At 58.1% G+C, this 17,904-nt stretch carries 18 protein-coding genes and 1 pseudogene; 6 read left to right on the top strand and 13 right to left on the bottom strand.

What is annotated here, in order from left to right; translation table 11 throughout:
• Positions 1 to 287, top strand: a pseudogene (locus MO767_RS09775) (hypothetical protein); the annotation flags it as partial.
• A gap of 114 nt (positions 288 to 401) precedes the next feature.
• Here MO767_RS09775 and msrQ read toward each other — a convergent pair.
• From msrQ to MO767_RS09745, 6 genes are all read right to left on the bottom strand, one after another.
• Entirely contained in the window at positions 402 to 1,022 is a 621-nt protein-coding gene (msrQ, locus tag MO767_RS09770; protein ID WP_282480298.1) for a protein-methionine-sulfoxide reductase heme-binding subunit MsrQ, read from the bottom strand.
• Positions 1,022 to 2,035: a protein-methionine-sulfoxide reductase catalytic subunit MsrP gene (gene msrP / locus MO767_RS09765; protein ID WP_282480297.1), complete on the bottom strand. Its 1,014-nt coding sequence runs from the start codon at positions 2,033 to 2,035 to the stop codon at positions 1,022 to 1,024. The genes msrQ and msrP overlap by 1 nt, the downstream gene beginning before the upstream one ends.
• Positions 2,036 to 2,093: 58 nt before the next feature.
• On the bottom strand, positions 2,094 to 2,948 hold the full coding sequence (gene pssA, locus MO767_RS09760; protein WP_008156794.1) for a CDP-diacylglycerol--serine O-phosphatidyltransferase: 855 nt from the start codon (positions 2,946 to 2,948) through the stop codon (positions 2,094 to 2,096).
• A gap of 144 nt (positions 2,949 to 3,092) precedes the next feature.
• Entirely contained in the window at positions 3,093 to 4,109 is a 1,017-nt protein-coding gene (ilvC, locus tag MO767_RS09755) for a ketol-acid reductoisomerase (RefSeq protein ID WP_007948647.1), read from the bottom strand.
• A gap of 48 nt (positions 4,110 to 4,157) precedes the next feature.
• The gene (gene ilvN, locus MO767_RS09750; RefSeq protein ID WP_003176102.1) at positions 4,158 to 4,649 is read right to left on the bottom strand and encodes an acetolactate synthase small subunit; all 492 of its coding nucleotides are present in this window, start codon (positions 4,647 to 4,649) and stop codon (positions 4,158 to 4,160) included.
• Between the two features lie 2 nt (positions 4,650 to 4,651).
• Positions 4,652 to 6,376, bottom strand: coding sequence for an acetolactate synthase 3 large subunit (locus MO767_RS09745; protein WP_282480296.1), 1,725 nt, complete (start codon positions 6,374 to 6,376; stop codon positions 4,652 to 4,654).
• Positions 6,377 to 6,776: 400 nt separating this feature from the next.
• Here MO767_RS09745 and MO767_RS09740 point away from each other — a divergent pair, with 400 nt between their 5' ends.
• Positions 6,777 to 7,199: a DUF4124 domain-containing protein gene (locus MO767_RS09740; RefSeq protein ID WP_282480295.1), complete on the top strand. Its 423-nt coding sequence runs from the start codon at positions 6,777 to 6,779 to the stop codon at positions 7,197 to 7,199.
• 20 nt (positions 7,200 to 7,219) lie between these two features.
• Here MO767_RS09740 and MO767_RS09735 read toward each other — a convergent pair whose 3' ends face one another.
• The 3 genes from MO767_RS09735 to mrcB are packed head-to-tail and all read right to left on the bottom strand — an operon-like array spanning position 7,220 to position 10,630.
• Positions 7,220 to 7,555, bottom strand: a complete 336-nt coding sequence (locus MO767_RS09735; RefSeq protein WP_090179935.1) for a YqcC family protein — start codon at positions 7,553 to 7,555, stop codon at positions 7,220 to 7,222.
• Positions 7,555 to 8,289 carry a tetratricopeptide repeat protein gene (locus MO767_RS09730; protein WP_282480294.1) on the bottom strand — a complete coding sequence of 245 codons (735 nt, stop codon included), beginning with the start codon at positions 8,287 to 8,289 and terminating at the stop codon, positions 7,555 to 7,557. Before MO767_RS09730 ends, MO767_RS09735 begins: the two co-directional genes overlap by 1 nt.
• Before the next feature lie 16 nt (positions 8,290 to 8,305).
• Complete coding sequence (mrcB, locus tag MO767_RS09725; protein WP_282480293.1) at positions 8,306 to 10,630, bottom strand: penicillin-binding protein 1B; 2,325 nt, start codon at positions 10,628 to 10,630, stop codon at positions 8,306 to 8,308.
• Between the two features lie 118 nt (positions 10,631 to 10,748).
• Between mrcB and MO767_RS09720 the strand changes: the two genes are divergently transcribed.
• From MO767_RS09720 to MO767_RS09705, 4 genes are all read left to right on the top strand, one after another.
• A complete protein-coding gene (locus MO767_RS09720) occupies positions 10,749 to 12,305 on the top strand; it encodes a bifunctional aminoglycoside phosphotransferase/ATP-binding protein (RefSeq protein ID WP_282480292.1) in 1,557 nt (518 codons plus the stop codon).
• Between the two features lie 91 nt (positions 12,306 to 12,396).
• Entirely contained in the window at positions 12,397 to 12,741 is a 345-nt protein-coding gene (locus tag MO767_RS09715) for a pentapeptide repeat-containing protein (protein WP_282480291.1), read from the top strand.
• 245 nt (positions 12,742 to 12,986) lie between these two features.
• On the top strand, positions 12,987 to 13,259 hold the full coding sequence (locus tag MO767_RS09710) for a TfoX/Sxy family protein (protein ID WP_007971093.1): 273 nt from the start codon (positions 12,987 to 12,989) through the stop codon (positions 13,257 to 13,259).
• A 15-nt stretch (positions 13,260 to 13,274) separates the two neighbouring features.
• A complete protein-coding gene (locus MO767_RS09705) occupies positions 13,275 to 14,075 on the top strand; it encodes a cyclic nucleotide-binding domain-containing protein (RefSeq protein WP_282480290.1) in 801 nt (266 codons plus the stop codon).
• A gap of 232 nt (positions 14,076 to 14,307) precedes the next feature.
• On the opposite strand, the gene MO767_RS09700 is transcribed toward MO767_RS09705, so the two are convergent.
• Genes MO767_RS09700 through MO767_RS09685 form a run of 4 tightly spaced genes read right to left on the bottom strand, consistent with a single transcriptional unit; the run spans position 14,308 to position 17,853 of the window.
• Positions 14,308 to 15,159 carry a ChaN family lipoprotein gene (locus tag MO767_RS09700; protein WP_282480289.1) on the bottom strand — a complete coding sequence of 284 codons (852 nt, stop codon included), beginning with the start codon at positions 15,157 to 15,159 and terminating at the stop codon, positions 14,308 to 14,310.
• Positions 15,160 to 15,179: 20 nt separating this feature from the next.
• Complete coding sequence (locus MO767_RS09695; protein WP_123367828.1) at positions 15,180 to 15,947, bottom strand: heme ABC transporter ATP-binding protein; 768 nt, start codon at positions 15,945 to 15,947, stop codon at positions 15,180 to 15,182.
• Positions 15,947 to 16,930 carry an iron ABC transporter permease gene (locus tag MO767_RS09690; RefSeq protein ID WP_282480306.1) on the bottom strand — a complete coding sequence of 328 codons (984 nt, stop codon included), beginning with the start codon at positions 16,928 to 16,930 and terminating at the stop codon, positions 15,947 to 15,949. The genes MO767_RS09695 and MO767_RS09690 overlap by 1 nt, the downstream gene beginning before the upstream one ends.
• Before the next feature lie 50 nt (positions 16,931 to 16,980).
• On the bottom strand, positions 16,981 to 17,853 hold the full coding sequence (locus MO767_RS09685) for an ABC transporter substrate-binding protein (protein ID WP_282480288.1): 873 nt from the start codon (positions 17,851 to 17,853) through the stop codon (positions 16,981 to 16,983).
• Positions 17,854 to 17,904 lie beyond the last annotated feature (51 nt).

The following is a 17,904-nucleotide window of genomic DNA, read 5'->3' as shown; positions in this document are numbered from 1 at the left end:
ATTCAGTTGTTAAAGAGCGGTTGGTTAAGATCTTTCGTCTCAACCGAGGCGCGCATTCTACAGCAGCCTCTGTTGCTGTCAAGCGGTTATTTTTCGAAGTTTTCAAAGTTTCCTTTGCAACTTCAACCACTTGCGCTTGCGATCTCTCGTTAGCGGGAGGCGAATTCTACAGCGTTACTCGCTGCTGTCAACACCTCTTTTTCTCCGCTTTCGACCGAGAAGATCGAATCGTTAAAAGAGCCAAACAACACCACTCTTTCAACTCCTTCTGGGCTTCGATGATCTGAAGCAGCCCGCTGTCGAAAACTGCGTAACTCATTGTTTACCAAGGAGTTTTCCGTTTCGACTGCGCCGGAAGTGGGCCGAATTATAGACTTCCAGAATCTGCCGTCAACACTTAATTACGCCTTTCGTGCAGAAGGTGTCTTTTTGGCTATTAATCGTGGGATTCGACGAGTTACAGGGGGTAGCCGCAACACTAATAGCAATGCACTTATAGAGGCGTAAACCGCCCACTCCTTAAGATCAGCACGCACGATCCACAACATATGCAGCAATCCAAGCCCGAGAACCACATAGGAAAGACGATGCAATTTCTTCCAGCGAGCCCCCAAACGCCGCTGACTATAGCGATTTGAGGTCACCGCCAAGGCCAATAAACAGAGAAACCCCAGCGTCCCGACAATAATGTACGGCCGTTTGCGCAATTCGACACCCAACTGCGACCAATCAAAGCCGAGGATGAACGCCGTATACCCACTCAAATGCAAAACCACATAAGCGAAGCACCACAACCCCAGTTGCCGCCGAACAGCAACCCACCCCGCCCAACCGGTAAGCTTCTGCACAGGTGTCATGCTTAACGTAATGAGCAGCAGGACAAGCGTCCCCAGCCCCAACCGGTCAACCAGCACCTTGCCCGGATCAGGTCCCAGCACATCCTCCCAGGCCTGATACAACCAAAGTAATGGCCAGACCGCAGCAGCTATAAAGACGCCAATTCGCCAAAACAGAAATCGCATCAGTAGTTCTTCCGCAAATCGAGCCCCGTATATAAAGAGGCGACTTCATCCGAGTAGCCATTGAACATCTGGGTGTCCCGCACATTGGGCTTGAACAATCCGCTCGGCAGACGCCGCTCCCGAGCCTGCGTCCAGCGCGGATGATCGACTGTCGGATTCACGTTCGCATAGAAGCCGTACTCATCCGCGGCGATGCTTTGCCAGGTGGTTTTCGGTTGCTCACTGACCAGACTGATCCGCACGATGGATTTGATGCTCTTGAAGCCGTACTTCCACGGCACCACCAAACGCAGAGGCGCGCCGTTCTGATTCGGCAACTCCCGCCCGTACATACCCACGGCAAGAATCGCCAACGGATTCATCGCCTCATCCAGGCGCAGCCCTTCCACATAAGGCCAGTCAATCAAGGCAAAACCAGAACGTTGCCCGGGCATGCTCTTGGGATCCTCCAGGGTTTCTAAGCGAATGAATTTGGCTTTGGAAGTCGGCTCGACTTCCTTGAGCAGGGCCGAGATGGGAAATCCGATCCAGGGAATGACCATCGACCAAGCCTCTACACAGCGAAGACGGTAGATGCGCTCCTCCAACTGATAAGGCTTCATGAAGTCTTCCAGCGCGTACCGTCCCGGCTTGCCCACCTCCCCGTCCACCACCACACTCCAAGGTTCGGTTTTCAGCGCGCCGGCGTTGGCGGCAGGATCACCTTTATCGGTGCCGAACTCATAGAAGTTGTTGTAATGGGTCGCGTCCTTGAATGGCGTGATCGCCTCATCGTTGACGTTGACCGCCCCCCATTTGGTAGCAGGCAGTTTTTCGGCAAACCAGGAAGGCGCCTTGCCAGGCTCGACATCCGCATAACGCGCAGCATCATCAGCAGCAGCCCAACGCGGCAGGCTGCTCACGGCCAAACCGGCAACGGCGGCACCGAGAACATTGCGACGAGATAGATAGAAGGATTCAGGCGTGACGTCCGACTCATGGCAGTCAGACGCTTTGGAGACTTTGATCAGCATGGCAACTCCGCAGCATTGGAGAACAGATGCACCAATAGACTGCGGAGTATGAGGGAAGCTAAGCGTTTTTGTGCCGACGAAGACGTAACAGATATTGAACCGGGCCGGAGGCTGCATAAGCGAGGAAAACCAGCAGCAGGATGCGCGGCGGATCACTGAATACTACGGCAAACACCAACACCACCGCGAGGATGGCCACGAAAGGTACACGCCCCTTCAAATCCAGCTCCTTGAAGCTGTTGTACTTGATGTTGCTGACCATCAGCATACCGGCGGCAGCGACCATCAGCGCAACCAGGAAGGACATCTTCGAGCCCTGAATGCCGTAATCACTGAACGCCCAGACGATGCCTGCAACCACACCAGCAGCAGCCGGACTGGCCAGACCAATGAAGTAGCGCTTGTCCGCAGTGCCGACCTGGGTATTGAAACGCGCCAGACGCAACGCTGCACCGGCTACATAAATGAAGGCAACCATCCAGCCGACCTTACCCATATCTCCCAAGGCCCAACCGAACGCCAGCAATGCCGGCGCGACACCAAAGGCGACCATGTCCGACAACGAGTCGTACTCGGCACCGAAGGCGCTCTGGGTATTGGTCATACGGGCAACGCGACCATCGAGGCCGTCGAGCACCATCGCGACAAAAATCGCGATCGCTGCAAAAGCAAAATACTTGCTCGCACCAATCGAATCACCGGCACTCAAGGCGCTCTGGGCGCTCATCGAGTTGATGATGGAATAAAACCCTGCAAACAGATTCGCAGTGGTAAACAGATTCGGCAGAAGATAGATACCACGATGCCGGACTTTACGACCTTCAGCGTCATGCCCTTCCTCGATGTGTTCATCGATGGGCAGCAGGCTTTCGGCGTCAGAAGCCTGGTTTGGCTCTTCGGGACGTTCGCTCATGGACATTACCTTGCAACGGGGTGGATAGTTTGGACAGGTGTCTGGGACGACGGTTCGGCCGCAAACGATGCAGCTTTATACCAGAACCAGCCACCCAAACGAAAAAACGCGGCCTAGGCCGCGTTTTTCGTACAAGTGCGCGACTTAGTTTTTAGCTTTGTCGACGATCTTGTTGGCACCGATCCACGGCATCATGGAGCGCAGTTGCTCGCCGATGATTTCGATACCGTGAGCGGCGTTGTTACGACGCTTGGCGGTCATCGAAGGATAACCGGTAGCGCCTTCGCTGATGAACATCTTGGCGTATTCGCCGTCCTGAATACGTTTCAGGGCGTTGCGCATGGCCTGACGGGATTCGGCGTTGATCACTTCCGGACCGGTCACGTACTCGCCGTATTCAGCGTTGTTGGAGATCGAGTAGTTCATGTTGGCGATACCGCCTTCGTACATGAGGTCAACGATCAGTTTCAGTTCGTGCAGGCATTCGAAGTAGGCCATTTCCGGCGCGTAGCCAGCTTCAACCAGGGTTTCGAAACCAGCTTTAACCAGTTCAACGGTACCGCCGCACAGAACGGCTTGTTCGCCGAACAGGTCGGTTTCAGTCTCGTCCTTGAAGGTGGTTTCGATGATGCCGGTACGACCACCACCAACGCCAGCAGCGTAGGACAGTGCAACGTTTTTGGCGTTGCCGGAAGCATCCTGATAGATAGCGATCAGGTCAGGGATACCGCCGCCTTTGACGAACTCGGAACGCACGGTGTGGCCCGGAGCTTTCGGCGCGATCATGATCACGTCGAGGTCAGCGCGCGGAACAACCTGGTTGTAGTGGATCGCGAAGCCGTGGGAGAAGGCCAGGGTGGCGCCTTTCTTGATGTTCGGCTCAATTTCGTTCTTGTACAGAGCGGACTGGAACTCGTCCGGGGTCAGGATCATGACCAGATCGGCAGCCGCAACAGCGGAAGCAACGTCGGTCACTTTCAGGCCGTGAGCTTCGGCTTTGGCAACAGTCGCCGAACCTTTACGCAGACCAACAGTAACGTCAACGCCGGAATCTTTCAGGTTGCACGCTTGAGCGTGGCCCTGGGAACCGTAACCGATGATGGCAACTTTCTTGCCCTGGATGATCGACAGGTCGCAGTCTTTTTCGTAATAAACTTTCATGAAATTCCCCTATATATCCAGGCCGTTCAGGCCATTCGCTAATTTGGTTTAGATGCTGAGTACTTTGTCGCCGCGGGCAATACCGGTTACGCCGCTGCGGACGGTCTCCAGAATCGAGGCGGTGCCAATGGACTGAATGAAGCTGTCGAGCTTATCGCTGGTACCGGTCAATTGAACGGTATACACGCTAGCGCTGACGTCAACGATCTGCCCACGATAAATATCGGTAGTGCGTTTGATCTCGGCGCGCTGGGCGCCGGTGGCCTTGACCTTGACCAGCATCAGTTCGCGCTCGATGTGAGCACTCTCCGACAGGTCGACCAGCTTGACCACTTCGATCAACTTGTTCAGGTTCTTGGTGATCTGCTCGATAACTTCATCGTGGCCAACCGTGGTCAACGTCAGACGCGACAGGGTCGGGTCTTCGGTAGGTGCCACGGTCAGGCTTTCGATGTTGTAGTTGCGCTGCGAGAACAGGCCGACTACACGAGACAGAGCGCCCGGTTCGTTTTCCAGAAGCAAGGAAATAATGTGCCGCATGATTATGTACGCTCCGTCTTGCTCAGCCACATATCGCGCATGGAGCCGTCTTTGATCTGCATCGGGTAGACGTGCTCGCTGGTATCGACCGAAACATCGATGATCACCAGACGATCCTTCATCGCGAACGCTTCCTCCATCTTCGACTTCAAATCTTTGGAGTCGGTGATGCGCACGCCAACGTGACCATAGGCCTCTGCCAGCTTGACGAAGTCAGGCAGCGATTCCATGTAGGAGTGCGAGTGACGGCTTCCGTAACTCATGTCTTGCCACTGGCGAACCATACCCAGAACACCGTTGTTCAGGATGACGATTTTCACCGGCAAGCCATATTGCAGACAGGTGGACAGTTCCTGGATGTTCATCTGGATACTGCCCTCGCCCGTCACGCAGACGACGTCGTCATCCGGGAAGCTCAGCTTGATGCCCATGGCCGCCGGAAAACCGAAGCCCATGGTGCCCAGGCCGCCTGAGTTGATCCAGCGGTTCGGCTTGTTGAACGTGTAGTACTGCGCCGCGAACATCTGGTGCTGGCCCACGTCGGATGCCACAAAGGCATCGCCCTTGGTGACTTCGCACAGGGTTTCGATCACGGTCTGCGGCTTGATGACGCTGCCGTCGCCCTTGTCGTAAGGGAACAGGCCGCGGTCACCGCGCCACTCATCAACTTGCTTCCACCAGCTGGCAACGGACTCCTTGTTCGGGGTCTCGCCGATTTCCTTGAGGATCGCGACCATCTCGGTCAGGACACTCTCGACCGGACCGACGATAGGTACGTCTGCCTTGATGGTCTTGGAAATCGAAGCCGGGTCGATGTCGATGTGAATGATCTTGGCATTCGGGCAGAACTTGGCCGGGCCGTTGATCACGCGGTCGTCGAAACGAGCGCCGACAGCAAGGATCACGTCGGCATGGTGCATCGCCAGGTTAGCGGTGTAGCTGCCGTGCATGCCGAGCATGCCGATGAACTGACGGTCGGTGCCAGGGTAGGCACCCAGCCCCATCAGGGTATTGGTCACTGGCAGGTTGAGCATCTTCGCCAGCTCGGTCAGCGGCGCAGAGCCGCCACCGAGAATCACGCCGCCGCCTGCATACATCACAGGACGCTTGGCCGCCAGGAGCATTTCTGCCGCCTTGCGGATTTGCCCGGAGTGACCGCGAACGGCCGGGCTGTAGGAACGCAGCTTGGCTTTTTTCGGGAAGATGTATTCGAACTTCTCGGCCGGGTTGGTCATGTCTTTCGGGATATCGACAACGACCGGACCAGGACGACCGGATTGCGCGAGGTAGAACGCTTTCTTCATGACTTCCGGGATTTCCGACGCGTGCTTGATCATGAAGCTGTGCTTCACGATCGGCCGGGAGATACCGATCATGTCGGTTTCCTGGAACGCATCGGTGCCCACCATGGTGCTAGGCACCTGGCCGGAAATGACCACCATAGGAATGGAGTCCATGTAGGCCGTGGCAATACCGGTAATGGCGTTGGTTGCGCCCGGGCCGGAGGTTACCAGTACCACACCGGCTTTACCGGTGGCACGGGCATAGCCGTCAGCCATATGGGTCGCAGCCTGTTCGTGACGAACCAGAATGTGGGTCACTTCCGGTTCTTTGAACAGGGCATCGTAGACATGAAGAAGAGCACCACCCGGGTACCCGTAGATGTACTTGACGCCTTCGTCACGCAAAAAGCGGACGAGCATCTCACCGCCAGATAAAAGCTCCACGTTGTTCACCTCTAAAACGCCAGAATACCGTCCACATCAAAGGCGGACGGGTCTTAATAGGTTTACTTCTCAGCAGAGCATGAGCGACGGTGGTCGCCGACTACGTCAGCACTGACTGAGCAAGTATTGGGATCGTCCCAGTGTTGCGGGCCTTTCCCACCCAGCGCGAGGTAACGCGTTGCGGGTGTAACAGGTCGGCGCGGATGTGCGCCTCATGATCTGCTGAGCGGGCCTGCTTCTGGCAGTCCCTCTACAGCGGACTTTGGATTCTTCTGTTTCGTCCTCTCCAAGTCAAGTCGTCTATGTGCTTTATTGAACTAAGCACATGAGAAAGCAAGAAAAAACCGCTAAACAGCAACTGTGTTAGCTTCAATTGCGCAACCCAATACAAGGAAATGGCATGCGAACGTTTTTCCTGACCGTCAGCCTGCTGATGGGCATCAGCCCTTTGTGCATGGCCGCTCAGATCTACAAATGGGTCGATGCCCAGGGCATTACCCACTTTGACGCCCAGCCGCCCCAAGGCCAGGAAGCCACCACCGTGGTCACGCCTTCCTCGCCTGCCAGCAACCAGCCCCCGCCGCCACGCAGCGGCACCATCGGTGATCAACAGGCTATCGACAATAAAGTTAAAAAGCAGGTCACTGAGCAGCAAGCCCAGCTAAAGGCATTCTGCGAACAGGCTCGGACGAACCTGGCTCAACTGCAGAACAATCCGCGAATACGGGAGGATGTCGAAGGCCAGATGCGCCGCCTGACCGACCAGCAGCGGCAGGAGCGCATTAGCGAAGCACAGAAACAGATTGCGGATAACTGCCAGTAGACCCCTACAACGGATCGGATTCAGCGGGAGGCGGTGATCAGCAGGTCGAACTCTTTGAGCAGCACCTGCAACTGCCGGTCCTTGCCCTGAACATTACGGCCGGCGAAGACCATTTCGGCCATCTCCTGAATTCCCGAAGCGTTTGGCAAGGGCAGATCCTGCTCGAGGATCACCTTCATCCGCGGAAGGAAGATCCATTGCAGCCACTGCTCGAAATCCAGCGTATCGACCGAGAATGGTTCGACACTGGAAAGCGCTTCGGCGGAGGGCGAGACCTCGTCCCACCACCCCTGAATCCGCAGCTCGCGCTCGATCAACAGCAACTGTTCGGCAATCTTCGGAAAGCGTGCATCCATCACAGAGAAACCTTGGCCTTCTGACGGGCCAATGCTGCGCCAGCAGAATCACCCTGTTTATCACGCGCCTGAGCGATCAATCCCCACAGACTGGCCTGAAGTGCCGGACGACCGTTGGCGAAGGTCAGGCCACGACGAGCAAACTGCTCGGCTTGTGGCGCATCGCCTTGAGCCATACGCACTTGAGCCAGACGATAAAGCACTTGCGGCTCACGCGGCGCAACACGCTGCGCGCGCTCGAGGCTGGAGGAAGCACCGTTGAGATCACCGCTCGCCTGTTGCTGCTGAGCGGTAGTCAGCAAGGCCAGAACCGGACCGTCCAATTGCTCGTCGGCAGACAAACCACCGGAGTTCGCCGAAGGAATCCCGCTCGGCGTCGACGGCATGCTGTAGCTGCCCTGATTGACCGGTGCCGACTGGACCGGCGCGGTATCGATCGGCCCCGGGGTAATCGGGCCTGGTGTGATCGGCGTAGTGCTGATCGGTGCCGACGTCACTGCCCCGCCACCTGGCACCATCACGACGACGCCGGTATCACCTTGCGGGATTGCCTGAGTCTGGGCTTGCGCAGGACGTTTAGTCGTCGTTTTACGGAAACCGCCATTCGCCGAAACCCGTTCACTGTTCGAAACGGCGCTACCGGAATCCACAACCGGAATCGAACCGCGTTGTACTGAGGAGCAACCGCTGAGCAACGCCACGGCGGTAATCGCTGGAATCAACCACTTGTTCACTTGAAATCCTCTTTGCTTAATTCATCCAGCCCTTGACCCAATCCATCACCGTTTCAACGGAAGCAGGAACTCCGCCACCGCAAGCGGCACCGGGAGGCGGTTCGCTGCCGCGAATATACGGCATCTGCACCGCACCTGGGCAGTTGGCATCAGAGCCTTGTCCGGTACGCGAGTCGACCCAGGCCTGAACAATGTTGTCTGGCTGCGGCATGTCCAGCGGCAACGGATCGGCCTTGCGCATAAAACTGGTCCAGACCTGCAGCGCACCGGTGGCACCGGTGAATGGTGTCTTGCCGTTGTCATCGCGACCCAGCCAGACCACTGCCAGCAGGTCCTGACTGAAACCGGCAAACCAGCTGTCCCGCGAATCGTTACTGGTGCCGGTCTTGCCGGCCAGGGTCAGGGTTTTCGGCAACACGTTGTAAACCGAACTACCGGTACCTTCACGCATGACCCGCTGCATGGCGCTCTGGATCAGGTAAATGGAGGCCGGATCGAAACGCTGCTGAATCTGGAACGGATAACGCTTTAGCGGTTCGCCTTCAGCGGTCAATACGCTACGGATCCCGCGCATCGGCGTATTGAAACCACCGTTGGCCAGGGTCTGGTACATGGTCGCCACTTCGATCGGGGTCATTCCACCAGCCCCCAGCAACATCGACGGGAATGCCGGAAACTCTCGAGTTATGCCCAGGCGCCCCAAGGTCTTCAGGACATTCGGTACGCCCACCGCCAACCCGAGACGCGCGGTCGACAGGTTGTAGGAATGCGCCAGGCCCTGATACAGGAATACGGTGCCATGGGAACGGCGATCGTAGTTCTGCGGTTTCCAGACTTGACCGTCCGCGCCTTTGACCGAGAAAGAATCGTCCGACAACCAACTGGTCAAGGTGTACTGGCTCGGCTTCTCAAGGGCTGTCAGATAAACCGCCGGCTTGATCAAAGAGCCGATCGGTCGTACAGCGTCCAGCGCACGGTTGAAGCCGGCAAAACTCGCCTGACGACTGCCGATCATGGCCTGGACTTCACCGGTTTCCGGGTTGGTCACGACCATGGCCGCTTCAACCTCATCGGAACCCTTGCGCCCGGAGAGTCTCTTGAAGGTGTCGTCGACCGACGCCTCGGCTTTCATCTGCAGGATCGGGTCGAAACTGGTGAAGATCCGCAGGCCTTCTTCGGTCAAGTCTTCGTCGCGATAGTCTTCGCGCAGCTGACGCTTGACCAGATCGAGGAAGCCGGGGAACGAGCTGTCCGCCAGCTTGCCGCGAGTCGTCACACCCAATGGCATTTTCTTCGCGGCAGCGACCTGCTCGGCGGTGGCAACACCTTGTTGCTCAAGTACATCGAGCACGAGATTGCGCCGTTCAAGCGCCCGTTCAGGGTTGCGACGCGGGTTGTAATAGGACGGCCCCTTGACCATGCCCACCAGCATTGCGACTTGATGCAGTTTCAGTTCGGACAACGGTTGCCCGAAGAAAAACTGGCTTGCCAAGCCGAAGCCATGCACTGCGCGCTGGCCATCCTGACCGACGAACACTTCATTGAGGTAAGCCTCAAGAATCTCTCGCTTGTCGTAATGCAGCTCAAGCAACATGGCCATCATGGCTTCGGTGAGTTTACGGGTCAGGCTGCGTTCGCTGGTCAGGTAGAAATTCTTGACCAACTGTTGCGTCAGCGTACTGCCGCCCTGGGTCATCTTGCCGCCAGAGGTGTTGACGTAGACGGCGCGGGCAATCGACTTGGGCGACACGCCCCAATGGCTATAGAAATCCCGGTCTTCCACGGCGACCAGGGTTTCCAGCAGATAGGGCGGGACCTGATCGATCTTGATCAGAATGCGATCTTCGAGGTTTTTCGGGTAAATCCCGCCGATCAACAGCGGCTCAAGGCGCACCACAGAAAGCTTCGAACCGTTGGTCGCCGAAAGTTCGGCCACGTAGTCGCCGGAGAACCGCACGCGCACAGGCTGAGGTTTCTCCAGGCCTTCATAGAACTGGAAGCCACGGGTATTCAAGTCGACGGTGTTGCCACTGACCGCCGCCGCGCCGGGGCCATTGCTCACGGCTTCGCGTCGGTAGCCCAAGGCGTCGAGTTCGGTGAGGAAGTCTTCCTTGCTCAACTTCTGGCCGGTAAACAGCTCCAGCGGACGCGCGTACACCTTGGCCGGGATGGTCCAGCGCTTGCCGGAGAACTTCTCCTGGACGATCGCGTCGAGGTAAACCGCGAACCCGGCCAGCACCACAAGGCCGACCAGACTGAGTTTAAGGGCCCAGCCAAGCCAGGGGCGCAGGCCCTTGGAAGGTGGTTTTTTGGGGGTGCGGGGGGATCGAGTACGAGTCATGGCGCCGGATTATACGCACTTTATTCATACTCAACAGGAGCCCTCCGAGGTTTGCGTCAGACGGACTTGCGGCCATAATGGCGGCCGTGAATTTTCCCCAGACTCTGAAGGATCGCCTGTGAGCCAGTCCCTGATCGCTGCCCTGCAAAACCCGGCCCTCTACCCGCATCCCGTAGACGGGTTCCAGGTCATCGAAACCCATATTTCTTGGGTAATCCTCACCGGCCCCTTTGCTTATAAAGTGAAGAAGCCAGTGAATTTCGGCTTCCTCGACTTCACCAACCTTGATGCTCGCAAGCATTTTTGCGGGGAAGAGTTGCGTCTTAACCAGCGCCTGACCAACGATTTGTACCTCGAAGTATTACCAATCACCGGCAGCGCCGAAGCCCCACAACTGGCCGGCGAGGGCCCAGTCGTCGATTACGCACTGAAAATGCGTCAATTCCCACAGAGCCAACTGCTCAGCACGCTGCAAGCCAACGGCGAATTGACTACCGCGCACATCGACGAGATGGCCGCGCAGATCGCCCAATTCCACCTTAGCGCACCGAAAGTGCCTGCCGAACACGAAGCCGGCACGCCGGACAGCGTGATGGCACCGGTACGCCAGAACTTCGAACAGATCCGCCCGTTCCTCAGCGACAAGGCCGATCTGCTGCAACTGGATGCGCTGCAAGCCTGGGCCGAAAGCAGCTTCGAACGCCTCAAGCCGCTGTTCGCCCAGCGCAAGGCCGAAGGTTTCATCCGCGAATGCCACGGTGACATCCACCTGGGCAACGCCACCGTGATCGACGGCAAGGTCGTGATCTTCGACTGCATCGAGTTCAACGAACCGTTCCGCTTCACCGACGTTTACGCCGACACTGGCTTCCTGGCGATGGACCTGGAAGACCGTGGCCTGAAGAGTCTGGCGCGCCGCTTCATCAGCCAATACCTGGAATTGACCGGCGATTACCAGGGTCTTGAGTTGCTGAACTTCTATAAAGCCTACCGCGCACTGGTTCGCGCCAAGGTCAGCCTGTTCAGTATGCCGGCCGAGGCCGACCCGGTGCTGCGAGCCACCACCCTGCGCCAGTACCGCAATTACGCCAACCTCGCGGAAAGCTACAGCACCATTCCTTCGCGCTTCATGGCCATCACCCACGGTGTTTCTGCCGTCGGCAAGAGCCATGTGGCCATGCGCCTGGTGGAAGCATTGGGCGCCATTCGCCTGCGTTCCGATGTAGAGCGCAAACGTCTGTTCGGCGAGCAAACCGTGCCAAACGACCCTCAGGCCGGCATCTATAGCGCCGACGCCAGCGCTGCCACTTACACCCACCTGCATGAAGTTGCCGCAGTGATCCTGCGTGCTGGCTTCCCCGTGGTGATCGATGCGACGTACCTCAAGCGCGACCAGCGCGACGGCGCAGCGAAAATCGCCGAAGCCACCGGCGCGCCATTCCTGATCCTCGATTGCAATGCGCCGCAAGCGGTGATCGAGAGCTGGCTGGCCCTGCGTCAGGCAGACAAAAAGGACCCGTCCGACGCCAACCTGGCGGTTATCGAAGCCCAGCAAGCCACTCGCGAGGCTCTGACGCCAGCAGAGATTCTCTGCAGCAAACGCGTTCAGACCAATGAAAGCGGAACCCTCGACACCGTCGTTGCACAGATTCGCCAGCGCCTGCCAGGCCTGTAAGAAACTATTTCAGCCGTGAAGCCTTCGCCGGCTTCACGGCTGCCAAATAGTGGCACTATACTGGCGTCATAAAACCAACAGGTGATCTGACATGAGCCAGCCGAAACTTCTCGACACCCCGCTTTATGCATTGCTGCACAAAGACGACATCACTGGCTTCAACAACGAGCGCCCAAAAGACGGCCCTATCGACATGGTCGGTGGCGATTTCCGGGGGCTGGACCTGCGTGAACTGAACGCCGACGGCGTCGACTTTACCGATGCCTATTTCCGCTCTGCCGACTTGCGCGGCATCGACTTTCGCAACGCCTCCCTGGAAGGAGCGAGCCTTGCTCACGCACAGATCTCCGGCACCTACTTCCCGCCAGAGCTGAGTGCTGACGAGATCCTGATGTCGATGAATTTCGGTACACGCCTGCGTTATCGCACCCGCTAAAAGCGACTTTTAACTGACCCGTTCGGCGCCCCCGCATTGCGCTGAACGCCGGGCATATTTTGCCCGTAGCTCTGATTCCACCACCCTCTCCTCCTACCGCGCTTGCAGACTTTCACGCAGCTTTAAGACTTCGCTTCTTAGAAGCTTTTGCGTCGAAACCGACCAAACAATCACGCTTTTCCTACTGATGGCTACACTCCTGAGAAGCTCGCCCACGCACCGTTCGGCCGTCGCAAGGAGGCTTGATGAATGATGAACTGCAGCACCTGAAGAATCTTGGCAAGACGTCGGCGCAATGGCTGCATGCCGTGGGCATCCACAGTGCCTCGGACTTGCGTCGCCTGGGGGCAGTGGATGCTTATCGGGCCGTGCGCACGCGCGGGTTTCGGGCGTCCAAGGTGTTGTTGTATGCCATCGAAGGTGCCCTGATGGATGTGCACTGGAACGACATTCCCGCCGAGCGCAAGGAAGCCTTAAACAAACAGCTGGAAGCTATCTCGTCACGTCACAAGAACTGAACGGACGCAGCAACCATGTACCTACTTGGGGAACAACCGGCTTACGCCGACGCGCTGATCAACCGATTGCAACATATTCCCGTCCGGCTGCTGGAAGGTTTGATGCCGTGCGGGCCGACCCTGGAATTTTCAGCCGTCGATGATCTGGCCGCCCTGTTACCCGGCAATCAACTATTTGTGTTGAAAAATGGCCTGCTGCATGGATGCATCGACGATCGGGCATTGTTCTATCTGCACGAGGGAGATCTGATCGGCTTGCGCCAGGGCGCAGAGCTGCCGCGTTGCCGCTTTCGCAGCGATAGCCCGTTAGCACTGACGCCTTATCTGCGATCCGAGGTTTTTCAGCATATCTACGCCGACCCGGAGCGTTCGGAGCTGTTCCTTCAATACATGGCCGGTCAGTCCGCCCTGCTGTCCGACGCCGTCGCCCGCCTGAAACAACCCGAGTTTAAAAACACCAATGGCTTTCAGCGCGTGGCCAGCGGCGAAGTATTGATCCGTCAGGGCGATGAACCGGATCAGGTGTTCGTCATCATCGATGGCCACGCCGAAGCCTTTGTCGACGGGCACAAAGTTGGCGATATACCCAAGGACGAGATTTTTGGCGCCATGGCGGTGTTCACTGGCGAGAAGCGTAACGCCAGCGTGATCACCAGCGAACCCAGCACCGTCATGCTGATCCCAAAGGACCAGTTTCTCAGCCTGACCCAAAGCAATCCGAAGATCGCCCATAGCCTGATTGCGAGCATGGCCCGACATATCGATCTGCTGAACAAGCAGATCATTCTGATGAGTTCGCTCACCCGCACAGGCTGAAACCCAAAGATTACGGGCGTTTCCAGCGATCGGAAAGCGCATTTCAAATAATTGAGAAATTAGCGGTTGACTTGATAATGAGAATCGCCATGATTAGCACATCCAGTCGCGAGACTGGTCGATATTTGAAAAGCCCTTGGTTCGGACTCTCAGATATCTCCTCATCAGGCTAATCACGGTTATTTGACCCGGCTCTTGCCGGGTTTTTTTTGCCTGGAGAAAAGTCGGTCGATCACTTGCCAAATTGCTTACGCATTTGCGCGCAATAATCCTGCGGTGGCGTGGCAGGCGTGTACCAGACGTAATCCGCCATGGCCGGTGTAACCTCGCTGCCCTGCTCCGCCAGCATCAGCACCACAGGCGCCTGAGGCACTCCCAGATCAAGTACATGAATCGGCACGCCGACATCCTTGCGCGCATGGTAAGCGCCGGCGAACAGCAGTGAAGGAGTGGGTGCCGCCAGCAGGCGTTCGGCCATCCGTCTGTCACGTTGCTGCTGGACCGCCAGCATTGCCGGCATCTGCGATTTCGGCAGCAGGCCACAGTGGGAGTCGCTGACTTGCTTCAGCAACTCGTCCTTCACAGAAGCTGCGTTGGAGCGCGAACCGTTCAATATCGGAGGGTTGGCGTAAACGGCGCGGACTTCAAGCGTGTCCAGATTGGCAGCCAGCAGCGGGTATGGCTGGGAAAGCGCGAAGCGAACGATGGGTCCGTACAGATTCCAGTCCCAACCCGACTGCCACGCTAATGCACCGGGTAAATCCGTCGGTGGTGTCGAGGCGTGATGGACGTCATCGACGCGCAGCTGTTGATCCGGCGTGAGCATTTCCAGCAGCAGACTGCCTTGAGCTCGCCGTTCACCCAGCGACTTCAATAACCACAACTGCAGTTGATGGTGATCGCGATTGTCATGCTGCTCGCCCACGATCAGTCGTGAAGGCGACTCCAACCGCTCAACCAGCTCCTCTGCCGCCAGAACCTGGCCGCTGCGCAAGTCCCGAATCTCGCCCACAACCGGTGGTGGAGTCGAAACATGCTGACAGGCACTCAGCAACAGCAAGGCCAGCATCAAAATCCCACGCATGTTTTCACTCCATAAAAAACTCAGCGGGCGATGATCAGCGGATGCCCACGCTCCGGGTGCTGCTGCACCAGCACTTCCAGCCCGAACACGGCCTTGAGTGGTTCCGGGCGCAACACCTGCTCCGGTGTATCGAGCGCCACAGGGCGCCCGCCTTCGAGCAGTAACAGGCGATCACAATAGCGCGCTGCCAGGTTCAGATCATGCAGGATCACCAGCACCGCTGCGCCACGATTGGCGAACTCGCGCACGGCTTGCAACGTGGTGTGCTGATGAAGCGGGTCGAGCATCGACGTTGGCTCATCAAGCAACAACGTTTGCCCCGCTTCGCCCGGCCAGAGCTGCGCCAGAACCCGCGCCAGATGCACCCGCTGACGTTCGCCACCGGACAAGGCCAGATAGCTGCGGCCACTCAAATGCCCGGCATCGGCAGCGTGCAATGCGGCGGCAACGATCTCGTCATCGCGGACCCGACCGCTTTGATGGGGTAAGCGGCCCATGCCGACCACCTCTTCGACACGAAAGGCGAAGTCCAAGGTCGACACCTGCGGCAATACCGCCAAACGCTGCGCTCGCGCCGTCCCCGCCCAATCGCTCAACTCGCGCTCGTCGAGCCAGACGCTGCCATGATGAGCCTGCAACTCGCCGCACAAGGCGCCGAGCAAGGTGCTTTTACCGGCGCCGTTAGGTCCCAGCACACCGAGGACTTCGCCTGGTTTGAGCTCAAGCGTGATGTCCGTCAGGACAATCTTTCGGCCCCTACGGATTTGCAGATTTTGCGTTCGCAACATCAGGCACGCCCTCTGAGCAATAAATACAGAAAGAACGGCGCGCCGATGAAAGCCGTGACGATCCCGATCGGCAATTCGGCCGGCGCCAGGGCCAGTCGGGCCACCAGATCGGCAAACAACAAAAGACTGGCCCCCGCCAATACTGACGCTGGCAACAGCACACGATGATCCGGACCGGCCAGCAGTCGCACCAGATGCGGCACCACCAGACCGACAAACCCGATCATCCCCGCCGCAGCCACCGCGGCACCGACACCCAGCGCCGTGCAGAACACCAACTCGCGCTTGAGCCCTTCGACGTCGATGCCCAGGTGACCAGCCTCCGACTCACCCAGCAACAACGCATTCAAGGCCTTGGCCCGGCGCGGCAGCCACAGCGCCACGCCGGCACTGATCAGCAGTAACGGCCAGAGCCGCGAATAGCTGGCGCCATTGAGGCTGCCCAGGTTCCAGAACGTCAGGGTGCGCAGCGTCGCGTCATCCGCCAGATACGTGAACAGTCCCACGGCGGAGCCGGCCAGCACAGTCAACGCAATTCCGGCCAGCAGCATGGTCGCGACATTGGTCTGCCCGTTGCGCCGGCCCAGTCGATACACCAATGCCGTCACGCCCAGCCCGCCGAGAAACGCGAACAGCGATAACAGATAAGGCCCGAAGGATTCGGGCAGTCCGCCGAATACCGAGCCTCCGACAATCGCGATCGCCGCGCCCAATGCCGCACCGCTGGAGACGCCGACCAGCCCCGGATCGGCCAGAGGATTACGAAACAACCCCTGCATCGCCACACCGGACAGTGCCAATACGCCACCCACAGCCAAACCCAACAAGGTTCGCGGCAAGCGAATCTGCCCGAGGATCAGCTCGGCCTGCTCCAGCCCGTCGGGCGCGATCGGTACACCCACCAGCCGCAGAGCTGCACGCAAGGTGTCGAACAACGGCAAGCTCACCGGCCCAAGCGCCAACGACAGCCAGATGGCCAACATACACAGAAGGATCAGACCCATGAATAAAGCGCGGGGTTTAACCAGGATGGTCATTGGCCGGCCGAACCGGGGTAGAAAGCGTCAGACAATTTTTTCAACGCCTCGGGTAGCCGCGGCCCCAAGCCCCCAACCAACAAGGTCGGATCAAGCTCCATGACTCGCCCGCCCTTGGCCGCGCGGGTCGAGGACAGGATGGGGTTCTCCTTGAACAACGCCGCACGTGCCGCATCGCCGGTCAGTGCACGATCGGCAAACACCAGCACCTCGGGATCCAGACTGACCAGGGATTCAACAGAAAAGGGTTTATAGCCGGTATGCGTGGCCAGATTGTGCCCACCGGCCCGTTGCAGCAACCAATCGGCGGCGGTGTCCTTGCCGGCGATGAGCGGTTTGCCGCCCGCGTGGCCAAGCAACAACAGCACGCCCGGCGATTTTTCCTTCAACTGCGCCCGAGTGACCCGGATCTTTTGTTGATCGAGTTGCTGTTGATACGTCTGAAACAATTGTGAGGCCTGATCTTCAGCGCCGAGTAACTTGCCCAAATGCTGCAAATTACCCTGCAAGGTCGGCAGGTCCGGCTGGGCCGAGAACAGTTCGACCTGCACGCCTGCACTGCGAACCTGCGAAAGTACCGGTGGCGGTCCCATTTCCTCGGTGCCGACCAGTATCTGCGGGCGTAAGCTCAAAATACCCTCCGCCGACAATTGCCGCTGATACCCGATGCTTGGCAATGCCTTGAGCGATTCCGGGTGCTGACTGGTGGTGTCGACACCCACCAGTTTCGATTCACCGCCCAGCGCGCTGATCCATTCCGATAAAGCACCACCGGCACTGACCCAACGTTGTGGCAACTCGGCCGCTGCGGCGTGGTGGCTGACGAGGAGTCCGACACAAAGCGCAGCAACGCGGGTACTCAGGCGCATAAACAGCTTCCTTTAAGGGTTTTCCCGGGCATCGAGATGACAGGCCACGTA

The sequence above is a fragment of the Pseudomonas sp. UYIF39 genome, from assembly GCF_029963765.1.
Classification (GTDB): Bacteria; Pseudomonadota; Gammaproteobacteria; order Pseudomonadales; family Pseudomonadaceae; genus Aquipseudomonas.
The sequence above is the reverse complement of the archived record's forward strand: the minus strand, read 5'-3'. Positions and strand labels throughout refer to the sequence as shown.